Below are 11,825 nucleotides of genomic sequence, written 5' to 3'. Positions count from 1 at the left end.
AACACGTTGACGTTGCTGGCCTACGGGAAACTCTATCCGATTGCGTAGGCCGCTTGCGCGATGCGGGCATTCTCCAGGAACTGGCGCGCCGATGCTTCCCAGCTGTACCGCAACGCCCAGGCGCGGCATCGATCCGCAGGTATATCAAGAGCGTCCAACGCCGCCTGACGAAGATCGTCGGAAAGAACGCCGGTCCCGCTGTCGCCGATGACATCGCGGGGGCCCATGACCGGATATGCCGCCACCGGAACGCCACAAGCCAGCGCTTCCAGAAGGACGAGTCCGAACGTATCCGTCAGCGAGGGAAACACGAAGACGTCCGCGCTGGCATAGTGTTGCGCGAGGTCCTCGTCGTACTTCCCACCGGTGAAATAGACTTCCGGATAGTCCCGCCGGAGGCTTGCCAACTGCGGTCCGTCGCCGACCACGACCTTGGAACCGGGCAGGTCCAACTCCAGGAAGGCCTTGATATTCTTCTCGACCGAGACGCGGCCCACGTTGATGAAAATCGGCCTCGGCAGGTCCGGTGGAAAAACGGAACCTTCGATCGGGCGGAACACATCGGCATGAACGCCCCGGGTCCAGTTCATCAGGTTGCGGAACCCCCGCCGTTGCAGATCCTGCCTGAGCGTCTCGGTTGCAACCATGCAGCCGGCGCCGAAGTTGTGGAACCGCCGGAACCACGCGTAGAGCCAACCGACCGACAGCGGCCAGCGTGCCTCGACATACTCCGGAAAACGCGTGTGATAGCTGGTCGTATAGGGCATGCCGATCTGGCGCGCCGCAGCGCCGGCCAGCAGTCCGAGCGGTCCTTCGGTAGCAATGTGCAAATGCTCGCACCCGAACTCGGCCATGCGCCTTCGCACTGCACCCCGATGCGTGAGGGAAAGCCGGATCTCTGGATAGGTTGGGCACGGAATCGTCATGAACCCTTGCGGAGACAGGACCTCGACCCGCACGCCCATACCCTGCAATGCCCTGGCGGTGTACTCCAGCGACCGGACGACGCCATTGATCTGCGGCAGCCACGCATCGGTGACGATCAGCACCGACGTCATCGGCTCATCCGCGGCGCATCCGGGGCACCGCCACGGCGGTGATGGCGCTGGTCAAAGATTTCAAGAAGCACGGTCGTCGAGTTCCGGGGCTGGTTGGATCTGAGCCAGTGGTTGCCCTCGTCGGGCCGGCTGGGTCCAGTGGATCACCTCAAGCGTTCCGTCGTGATGCTCGGCTACCGCAGTGCAACTCTCCACCCAGTCACCGGTGTTCACATAGTGAATCCCGTTCATGTCTCGGCTCATGGCGTGATGGATATGCCCGCAAATCACGCCGTCCAGATCGAGGCGACGAACGTCCTCCGAAACAGTGTTCTCAAAGCAGCCGATGATATTCACGAAACTCTTCACATGCCGCTTCGCAAATGCGCCGAGCGACCAGTATTCCCAGCCCATATACCCACGCAACCGGTTCAGCCAGGTATTGGTCGTAAGGGCGAACTCGTAGAACCGATCCCCCACATACGCCATCCACTTCGCGTTCTGGATCACCACGTCGTACTGATCGCCATGAACGACGAGGTAGCGGCGGCCGTCCGCCGTTTCGTGAACGGCGCGGTCCAGCACCTTCACGTTCTCGATTCTCTGGCCGGCAAACTTGCGTACGAATTCGTCATGATTGCCCGGAATATAGACGATCTTCTCGCCGAGGCGTGCTCTTCTCAGAATTGCGCTTACGACATCATCGTGGGCCTGAGGCCAGTACCACCTCTTTTTCAGTCGCCATCCGTCAATGATGTCACCAATCAGGTAAACATTTTCAGAACTGTGCGACTCCAAAAAATCAACGAGCAGATCTGCCTGACAATGCTTGGTCCCCAGGTGCACATCGGAAATAAATATTGATCGGAACGTTCTGTTCCGGGAGATATCCGGCGATTCTCTCACACTACCTGCCTGTTTCTACACTTGAAGCCCGATACCTGGACCAGGATACCTGACGGCCCACCCGAAGAAGCGCACCAATGGCCGGAATCATGACTGCTGCTAAGAAATTGCTGCCAATGGATTCTTCCTATTCTTCGAACAAGGTCACAGAACCGCCTGCCCCCGAAGCGGCTGCAACTAACTACCCTTTCACCACCTAAACCATCCCATACGCCTGATTGCACAGGCTATAACGAATTGGTTTGGATGCCCAAAGACCGCAATTGCCGTCATCTGTTGCGAACGCAATGCCGCCGCTACGGAGCATACCTGAGATCGGATCCCGGCTCCGACAGTGCCGATCAGAAGCCGTACCGCAAACGAACGGACACCACGTTGCGCGAGAAATCCGCGCCTCTTGCGTCGCTCGTCCGTTCGACATGCTTGGCGCTTGCCGACACTTTCGCACCTTGGGCGATCAGGTAGTCAGCCGAAATCCCGGCGTCAAACAAGTTGTCGGTTCGCGAAATGTCCTGGAACTCGCTGTTCCGGTACCCCAGCTCCGCGGACAGGATCACATTGCGCCGCAGTTCGTGGTCGACCTCCAGCCGGCCGCTGGTATCCAGGCGACCAGAAGCGCCGCTCACCGTCGTCTCTTCCACCGTCCGATCAACCGTTGCAGACACCGTCGTCAGGCGCGTGACACTCCAGATCGCCTTCGTGCCGGCCGCAAACCCGTCGAACGACGACAGCCGGGAATCCTCATAATCACGGGTCAGATAGCCGGCGCTCACCTCCAGCGTCAGCAGCCCGGTCAGGTCCGCGGTAACGCCCGCGTCGACGCGATAGCCATCGGAATTCCGATCGAAGCCACCGCCGTCACGATTCTGGTCATAGGTCCGCTGGCTGAGCGTTCCGCGAGCGAACACCGAATAGCCCGGCATGACATCATACGAGACCCGCAGCGACTCGTCGGTTTCCAACCGGTCCCGGTCGCTGTTATCGACCGTGCCGCTTCCGGAAGACACGTCACTGTAGGTGAGATCCCGGGCTGAGAGGTCCAGGCGCACCGCAAGCCGGTTGAAGCGCTGCAGATATCCGGCACTGGCCTTGGCAACATTGTACTCGGTCGGCTCGGTCCCGCCGGCGTCGTCGGGCGAACTGCGATCCTCATGAAGTCGGGCCAAGCCGGCGTCCGCGGTAATCGTTCCGCCCGGCAAGGCGTCGTACCGCACCCCGGCCGTCGCCGACAGGTCTTCGTAGTTTTCGCGGGTCTCGCTGAGATAGCGGCCGAGATCGGCGCTCAATCCGGCATGCCACCCCCCTCGGGTCCCATCAGACCGCACATCAAGGGACGGCGAGAACACGGTGATGAAATCGCTGGTCGGGTTGCTCTCAGACGCGAAGACGTTGTCGTTGTAGCTCTCGGACACGCCAAGCGACGGATAGAAGAAGATATTCCCATGCCTGATTCCAACCGGATCGTACTCCGGATGGGGGCGCGACTTGACCGGCATATCTTCCGGATTCTGCGCCTGAGCAGGCTGCGGATCAGAACAAACAACAACCCCCAGGACGACGGGGAGCAGCATTGGCCCCAACCGCGCGCATTGTCCCCGCATGATGGACGCTCCGTCTCGTAATCCGATCGTTGTACTCATGCACGAAGCGATCCCAGGCAGAGACACACGCTCATCACGCCGGAGATTGCCGACAAACCGCGAGTACTATGACGAAATCGGCACGGACGTGTCTACGGAAAGCGTTCGCAAATCATCCGTATTCGACGGCAGGTTGCGATCATGCACCCCCAACCGGGACAGGAGCGGTCGCAGTTCAAAGCATCCCTTCTCGCAATAGTGCCGCAACTGGCCAAGGTCCGCGAACTCGACGGCCCAGCGGCGCAGCACCTCGGTCTCGCCGGGCCGTGCCGCGTCATCAACAAAAACGGAAGCGCCCGGCGCAAGGCGCGGGAACAGCATCGGACCGGCCGGATACCGGGCAAGCGGACAAGGCAAATCGGCCGGCGGTCCATCGACAAACAGCTGATCGATCGGTGCGACGTTCGGCAGCGACCTCAGTTCGTACCAGTCCCACTCGGTGTCATCGATTCGGCATTTGCTCAGGGGAGCATGGGTCACTGTCGCCCAATCCGCCAAGCCGTACTCCTCCAGCGCCTGGCGAGTCTGCTCGGCAAACTCAGCGTCATGATCGATGGCATAGACATGCCCGCGACCGTTCAGCTTTGCCGCCTGGGCCTGTACGATCGTCGACACACCCGACCCGCACTCGACGATCGTCAACGGTGCCGTCTGGCGAATGCGGCGTGCCAGCAGCAGCAGTACGTCGGGCGACGCGACCCAGCCGCGCAAGGGTGGCAACGGCCGATCGAGCGCCAACTCGTGTGACAGCTGGTCCATCAACTGCAGGTTCCGGGTCACCCCGAGCGACACCTTGCGGACCTCCAGGTCGGTGCCGTAGAGCGTCACGTGGATCTGCCGAACCTTGTAGATCAGGTAGACGGCCAAGGCGCACGACGCCAAGGACAGCGCAGCACTCCCCATCAGGAGTGCTTCCCCGAAGTTACCTGCGTTCGTCATGGCCGGTCCTGTCTAACGTGAGCGATGCCGTTGACGCGGTCAGCCAACGTCAAGCCGCCGCGTGCTCCGGAGTCCGGATGTCGCCGGGATTCCGCAGGAACCAATCGTAGGTCCGGCGAAAACCCTCACGCAGGTCGATCCGGGGTTCCCAGCCGAGGGCCCTCATCCGGCTGACATCGAGAAGCTTGCGCGGGGTCCCATCGGGCTTTGACGGATCGAACCGAATGGCGCCGGTGAAGCCGACCACTTCACAGACCAGTTCCGCCAGTTCCTTGATTGTCAGGTCATCGCCCGTGCCGACGTTGATGGGCATCTCGCTCGAATAGTGCGTTACCAGGCGCACGACCGCATCAGCCAGATCGTCGACGTGCAGGAACTCGCGGCGCGGCTGCCCGGTGCCCCAGACATCGAGGTGCCGGGCCCCCTCCGACTTGGCAAGATGCGCCTTCCGCAGCAATGCGGCCGCCACGTGGCTGCCCAGCGGATCGAAATTGTCGCCCGGCCCGTAGATGTTGGTCGGCATGGCCGTGATGAAATCCGATCCATATTGCCGCCGATACGCCTGGCAGAGCTTGATGCCGGCAATCTTTGCTACCGCATACCATTCGTTCGTCGGCTCAAGCGGGCCGGACAGCAGTGCCTCTTCCTGGATCGGCTGCGGCGCCAGACGCGGATAGATGCACGACGACCCAAGGAGCAGCAGCTTCTCCACGCCCATGCGCCGGGCCGCGTGAACGACATTGGCCTCGATCATCAGGTTGTCGTAGATGAACTCCGCCGGCCGGGTGTTGTTGGCATGAATACCGCCGACCCGCGCCGCCGCGACGATGACGACCTGGGGTTGGGCCTGGCTCATCCAAGTCTCGGTCTGGTCCTGCCGGGTCAGGTCGACCTTGGTACGCGGGGCGAGGATCACCTGACACGGTTCCTCGGCAAGCCTTCGCACGATCGCCGAGCCGACCATGCCCCGATCGCCGGCGACCCACACCCGCTTGCCGGACAGATCGTACAGCATCTCAGGCATTGGTCAGAACCTCGCGCCGCAGCGACCGCATGTCGGACTGCACCATTTCGGCCACCAGGTCCTCAAAGCTGGTCTCGTGCTTCCAGCCGAGCTTGCTGTAGGCCTTGCTGGGATCTCCGAGCAGGATATCGACCTCGGTCGGCCGCATGTAGCTGGGGTCGATCTCCACCAGGATGTCGCCGGTCTTGTAGCAACGTCCCTTCTCGGCAACGCCCTTGCCGTGCCACTCGATCGGCCGGCCGACCACATCGAACGCCCGCTCGACGAACTCCCGCACCGTATGGGTCTCGCCCGTCGCCAGCACGTAGTCGTCCGGTTCTTCCTGCTGCAGGATCCGCCACATCCCGTCGACGTAGTCGCGGGCATGCCCCCAGTCGCGCTTGGCGTCGATGTTGCCGAGCCGGAGGCGGCGCTGCATCCCAAGCTCGATGGCGGCCACTCCGCGGCTGATCTTTCGGGTCACGAACGTTTCGCCGCGGATCGGACTTTCGTGGTTGAACAGGATGCCGTTGGAGGCGTGCATGCCGTACGCCTCCCGGTAGTTCACCGTGATCCAGTACGCGTAAAGCTTGGCCGCCGCGTAGGGGCTTCGCGGACGGAACGGGGTGGTCTCGCGCTGCGGCGTCTCCTGCACCATGCCGAACAGTTCGGAGGTCGATGCCTGATAGAAGCGCACGTCCTTGTCGAGGCCGAGGATCCGGATTGCTTCGAGCAGGCGCAGCGTGCCGAGCGCGTCGACGTTCGCCGTGTATTCGGGCGAATCGAAGCTGACCTGCACGTGGCTCTGTGCCGCCAGGTTGTAGATCTCGGTCGGCCGCACCTCGCTCAACACCCGGATGAGGTTGGTGGCGTCGGTCATGTCACCGTATTCAAGCAGGAAGCGACCGTCCCCCTCGTGACGGTCCTGGTAAAGGTGATCGATGCGCGCGGTGTTGAGCGACGAGGAGCGGCGCTTGATGCCATAAACCTTGTAGCCCTTATCGAGCAGCAGTTCGGCGAGATAGGCGCCGTCCTGACCTGTGGTGCCGGTAATGAAAGCAACCTTCTCGGACATGACTCGATCTCCGGTGAATGACGGGTAAGTCCGGGTGCGCCGGACTATTGCGTGGTGAACGTTCGACTGATGGAATCCGCGACACGGCGCCACGAGTAGCGGGACAGCACATGTCGCTGGCCGCTCTCGCCCATGGCCGCCAGGCGGTCCGGGTCGGCCATTGCGTCGATAATGGTTTCGGCCAGCACGACCGGGTCGGCGACAGGCACGAGGAAACCATGGCGTCCGCCATCGGTGATCTCGGGCAATCCGTTCCGGTCCAGGCCGATGACAGGAGTTCGGGAAGCCAGCGCCTCCAGATAGACCTGTCCCCAGGGATCATTGAACATCGGCTGCAGCAGCAGGGCCGCCGACCGCAGAAGCTCCTCGAGCGCATCCCAGGGGACGTGGCCAACCACGTGCACACCCGGCTCGGCCCCGACCAGCGAACGCCAACGATCATTGCCGACCACGATCAGGCGCAGATCGGGACGGCGTCGACGGGCGATCCGGAATGCCTTCAGCGCGAGTTGCCCACCTTTTTCGGTGAACAGGTGCTTGGCGATGAACAGCATGGCGCCGTGCGCGTAGTCTTTCGGTCCGTCATAGGGCCGGATCCTGCCCATCCCGGACCCGACCACGGTCACCCGGTCCGGCGAGATCCCGTAATGATCCACCAGATTGTCCCGGACGTAGCCGCCAAACGTGAAAATGTGCTGGCACGCGGCGTAGGCCGACCGCTCCAGCTCCTCAAAGGGCTCGGCTCGGCCGGCCGAGCGCTGACGGCCGCGCACGGCGTAGCGCTTTGCCAGATCCCAGGTGTGGTCGCAGTACAGGTAATGCCTTACGGCCCGGTCTGACGCGTCGGCCGGCATGTCCAGGGTACCGGTATGCAGAACTCGATCGACGCCAAGGCGAAGCGCAGCCTGCGAAACCGCAAGCGCGCGGCGGGCGCGCGCCGAGGGTATCCGCATCGTCGCCTCTCGATTCAGCGGCGCTCCGCCCAGACCAATGAAGTGCTGCAGCGCATCCCACAGGTCGTGACCGCGCGTTGATCGCGGATGAATGCTGAGCACGTCCGCACCCAATGCCCGGAGTTCGTTCGCCAAATTGGCGGGCGCACCCGACCAGGTCGACGCCTCCAGCGGGTCGCCGAACACACTGGTGAGCGCGATCCGCAAGGTCCCGGGCCCAGGCGTTACCGCAGACATTCGCTGGCTCTCAGCGCGGTGTTCAGCCGATACGTCCGACAATGTCATCACGACCTCTTGCCGGCCCGTCGCCATCGCGACCGGGCACACGTCACTTGATCCGAGCACTACGGTGCCCGTCCGATCCCACGTGAGATCGACCCCAGTTAGGCTTCGGTATGGGCTGTGCGGCCAGTGACCAAGCTGTGGCCGGACGGAAATCCCGGCGCGATCCCGTCCAGGTTCCGGTGACGCCACACTGAAAGATCGCGGCAGATCAGGGCCTCAAGGCGCGCGATGTCGTCGGCAAAGTCCGCGTGCAGCCGGCGGCGAATATCGGGAGTCAGTCGGAAGCTGCTCCCCTGCATGTTGAAGTGCTGCAGCCTTGCCCGGGCACGTTCGAGCCGTTGTCGCATGGTCGACCGGCTCCCCCCGGCTGCCGCGCTTTCCGGCTGTCCCCACAGTTCCGGCAGCTTGGTCAGGAATCGCTGCAGCAATGCGCTGCGCACATTGTGTCGTTCGTTCTTGGCCGCCAGATCGGGTGCGAACTCAACGTCGATATCGAGGAATTCCAGAAGTTCACGATAGCCGGCCGCAACGTCCCTGAAGAACGTCTCGAAGATCAGGACCTTCACGTGCTCGCGTGGGAAGACGTCCAGGTAGCGTTCGACCTGCGCCGCATATCGGCCGACGTCGGCGTACAGCAGGCCTTCCGGCATGTGGGCACGCCACGGGATCCGACGTCCGCGACGTCTCGCCGCCTGAGCCGAGTAGGCCTTCTCGAAGTCCCGGATGTTCTCGTTGCCGCTGAACAGGAACTGGGCATGCAGCGACACCGCCATGTCCACCGGGTTGCGCAACATGATGACGATCCGGGAGTCGGGGCTGAAGTTGTGGATCCGGCGCGCGGCAATCGTCGACGACAGGTACCAGACCGACCCTTCGCCTCGCCACCGCCGCCCTGCTCCGGCCTCGAACAACGCCAGGTACCGGTCGGGGTCGGAGACCCGCCATGGCTCATCGTGCTGCTGGTCGGTGCAGAAGAACAGCGGTTCCTTCGGTGTCGAAATGAAGACCTCTGGATGCTGGTCCAGATAGTGGCACACCGAGGTCGTTCCGCATTTCGGTGCACCGACCACGAACAGATTGGGCCTTCGCTGATGGCTCGTCGACGATTGCGCAGTCACCGTCAGTTCTCCCGATTCGGTCCGGAGCGTCACGCGCGGCGAGGCGACAGGACCGCCCGGGATTTCCTGAACACGATGGACATCTCGCCTCGAAGCGGGTGTCCCGTCACGGCGATGCCCACCAGCCACCCGAGACCACCGGTTGCCAACCCGAGCAGCAGCGGCTCCCACAGGAACGTCGGCGTCGGCGGGAGGAACACGACCACCAGTATCGGTCCCACAGCCGTGGCCACAGCGACGGCAACGCTCCGCAGGCATGCCTCGGCGAGTTCGCCGGCCGTCAGGCCGACCAGACGATTGACGATCGTCTGGTTGACAATCAGGGCCAGCAGCGTCGCGGCGATCTGCCCCGCTGCCACTGCGACAACGCCGTGAAACGCGCACAGCACGATGATGACGACGCGCGCGCTCTGAACGATGATTTCCCGCAGCAGGCCCAGCCTGACCGCCCCTTGTGCGGTGGTCAGTTCGGGAGCCAGGGCCACCGGTCCGCGGATCATATGGGCGATCGCCAGAAGCTGGACGACCGGCACCGCGGCGTCCCACTGATCGCCGAACAGGATCCGGACGATCGGATAGGCCAGGATTGCGATGAGACCGAAGAACGGCCACGAAATCCCAGTCATCAACGCGGTCGCGTAGCAATAGCCGGGCTTGTTGAAGGCACCGCGGCGGAGTTCCGCCGAGAACGCCGGGAGCGCTACCACCGCGGCCCCGCGCTCGACCGTGTCGCGGAACATCCGGGTCAGGCTGTTGCCGCGGTTGTAGAATGCAACCGCACTGAAGTCGGCCACCCGTCCAAGCACGAGCGCTGGTGCGAGGACCCCGACCTGCGACAGCAACTGGGTCAACGTCACGATCGAGCCGAAGCGGAATACCCGCCGCCACTGCTTCAGAGACGGCCGGATCAGAATCAGTTCGCGTCGGACGATCACAAAGAGCAGGCAGATGGTCGACGTCGCGGCCACCGAGGCCCAGGCCATGCTGTGATAGCTGTAGCCGCCATAGGCCAAGGCCACAGCAACACTCGACCAGACAAGGTTGCTGGTCGTTTCGATCCAGAAGGCGGTACCGAACGCCAGATCTCGCCGCAGCAGCGCGAGGCCGACCGCGTTCACTGGCGCCAGGACGAAGCTGAACACCAGGATCAGCAGAACGTCCTCCACCCCCGGTTCGGCGTAGAACCGTGCCAGCGGTTCCGCCAGGACGAAGATCATCCCGCCCAGCATCGCGCCGATCAGCAGGCTGACGCCCATGGCGGTCCGAAGGTTTTCGCGCGTAAGGTCCCGTTCCTGGATGATGTAGCTGCCGATCCCGGAGTCCCGGATGATCTGGCTGATCATCACGAACGCCGCGCTTACCGCGAAGACGCCGATCTCGTCCGGCGTCAGCAGCCGGGCAATCACCAGCGTGGCGACGAAGTTGATCAGCACGCCAGCGTTGCGGGTGCCAAACGAGAAATAGGCGGACCGCCGGACGCTCATCGTGGACGTGCCTCCGTGCCACCCTCGGCGACCAGCTCCGCAAGACGGTCGAAGAATGCCCGCGCCATGCGCCGGCGGGTGTGGTCATGGGCCCAGGCCCGGCGATGCTCGGTGTTCCAGTCTGAGGCAGATGCTCGCGACAAGGCGCCGAGAGCATCGGCCAGTCCGTTCTCGTCACCGGCCTCGACGTGCAGACCAGCTCCCAGCCGATCCACCAGGGTCGGCGCCTCCCCCGGATGGCCGTGCACCAGGATCGGCCGACCCGTCGCCAGGTACTCGAACACCTTGCCCGGCAGGTAGCGCGCCATGTCGGCGTTCGAGAGCAGCAACAGGATGTCGCTCTGGCGCACCAACCGGTCTGCGTCTGCTCGTGGACACTGATCGATCAGCTCGAGCATCTCCGGGTGTGGAAACCGCTCAAGCTCGCGTTCCGCGGGCGGCAGGCGCCGACCGATGAAACGCAGCCGCACCCGATGTTTCAGCCGCGGGTCGATCTCCAGTGCACCAGCCAGGTCCTCAAGGAATGCGCCCGGCAATGCCATCGTGCCGAGCACGCCGCTGAACGCGATGATCAGCAGCCCATCGTCGCGCGATTCGGTCTCTGCCGCCTCGACACGCGGATCGGGTTCCCAGCCGTTCAGCAGGACTCCGCCCTTCCCATCGAGCAGACCGGGAAACCTGGCCCTGGCGTGCGCCAACTGACCGTCGGTGGTGAACAGGACCGCGTCCGCCGCCTTGAGACATCGCCGCTCCCACCAGCGATCATCGCGTCCCTGCTGCACGAAGCCGAAGGGGTTCTCGCTCCACTCGTCCCGGTAGTCGAGAACCAGCTGTGAACCGAAGCGTCGAGCCAGCAGGTAGCCGGCGATGAAGGAGGAGAAGCGCGGGCCGGTTGCGACGACCACCGACGGCGGCGCTCCGGCAAACGCCTCTAGCCCTGCCCGGTACATGGCGAGCGCGGTCAGAAACCCTCCGTCCACCTGGAAGAACAGACGTTGGCTCGGCTCGAGGTCCAACGGCTTGGCCTCGTGGATCGCCACGTCGTCCGGGATGGTTGCCGCGAGTTGCCGCCCGCCGTCTGTCTCATCGCCAGCAGCGGCCCGGGTGAGCGCCGAGATCCGCCACCCGTTCTCCGACGCGTACCGCAGCCAGGACAACGGCCGGAACACGCCACCGTCGAAACGCGGCGGCAACGAGGTGGCGATTACCAGCGCGTGCGGCCTCTCCGTCGCAGCGGGGGCAAGTCGGCCGGGCACCGCCGCCCGGACCTCGGCGCCAAGCCAATGTCCATACCCGATCGATGTATCCCGGATCGCCGTCGCAATCCGCAGCAGGCGTGGCTCGACACGTCGGCGCACGCCGACTTCGGAGGTCTGTACGGTCAC

At 63.6% G+C, this 11,825-nt stretch carries 10 protein-coding genes; all 10 read right to left on the bottom strand.

The genetic code is table 11. The annotated features are described in order from the left end of the window. Positions 1-32: 32 nt before the first annotated feature. Entirely contained in the window at positions 33-1,058 is a 1,026-nt protein-coding gene (locus RIC54_RS20445) for a glycosyltransferase family 4 protein (protein ID WP_350091243.1), read from the bottom strand. A gap of 60 nt (positions 1,059-1,118) precedes the next feature. Further along, on the bottom strand, positions 1,119-1,943 hold the full coding sequence (locus RIC54_RS20440; RefSeq protein ID WP_350091246.1) for a UDP-2,3-diacylglucosamine diphosphatase: 825 nt from the start codon (positions 1,941-1,943) through the stop codon (positions 1,119-1,121). Between the two features lie 341 nt (positions 1,944-2,284). Further along, on the bottom strand, positions 2,285-3,439 hold the full coding sequence (locus RIC54_RS20435) for an outer membrane beta-barrel protein (protein WP_350091249.1): 1,155 nt from the start codon (positions 3,437-3,439) through the stop codon (positions 2,285-2,287). Positions 3,440-3,649: 210 nt separating this feature from the next. After that, the gene (locus tag RIC54_RS20430) at positions 3,650-4,522 is read right to left on the bottom strand and encodes a class I SAM-dependent methyltransferase (RefSeq protein WP_350091252.1); all 873 of its coding nucleotides are present in this window, start codon (positions 4,520-4,522) and stop codon (positions 3,650-3,652) included. A gap of 49 nt (positions 4,523-4,571) precedes the next feature. Continuing rightward, positions 4,572-5,546 (bottom strand): GDP-L-fucose synthase, encoded by a 975-nt coding sequence (fcl, locus tag RIC54_RS20425; RefSeq protein WP_350091255.1) that lies wholly within the window; start codon positions 5,544-5,546, stop codon positions 4,572-4,574. Further along, the gene (gmd, locus tag RIC54_RS20420; RefSeq protein ID WP_350091258.1) at positions 5,539-6,600 is read right to left on the bottom strand and encodes a GDP-mannose 4,6-dehydratase; all 1,062 of its coding nucleotides are present in this window, start codon (positions 6,598-6,600) and stop codon (positions 5,539-5,541) included. The genes fcl and gmd overlap by 8 nt, the downstream gene beginning before the upstream one ends. Before the next feature lie 44 nt (positions 6,601-6,644). Next, a complete protein-coding gene (locus RIC54_RS20415) occupies positions 6,645-7,838 on the bottom strand; it encodes a glycosyltransferase family 4 protein (RefSeq protein WP_350151373.1) in 1,194 nt (397 codons plus the stop codon). Between the two features lie 98 nt (positions 7,839-7,936). Beyond that, a complete protein-coding gene (locus tag RIC54_RS20410; RefSeq protein WP_350091264.1) occupies positions 7,937-8,956 on the bottom strand; it encodes a sulfotransferase family protein in 1,020 nt (339 codons plus the stop codon). Between the two features lie 29 nt (positions 8,957-8,985). Then, positions 8,986-10,440, bottom strand: coding sequence for a lipopolysaccharide biosynthesis protein (locus RIC54_RS20405; protein WP_350091267.1), 1,455 nt, complete (start codon positions 10,438-10,440; stop codon positions 8,986-8,988). After that, a complete protein-coding gene (locus RIC54_RS20400; RefSeq protein ID WP_350091270.1) occupies positions 10,437-11,825 on the bottom strand; it encodes a glycosyltransferase in 1,389 nt (462 codons plus the stop codon). The genes RIC54_RS20405 and RIC54_RS20400 overlap by 4 nt, the downstream gene beginning before the upstream one ends.

It is taken from the genome of Thalassobaculum sp., from assembly GCF_040219215.1.
GTDB lineage: Bacteria > Pseudomonadota > Alphaproteobacteria > Thalassobaculales > Thalassobaculaceae > Thalassobaculum_A.
This window is presented reverse-complemented; position numbering and strand designations above follow the sequence as displayed.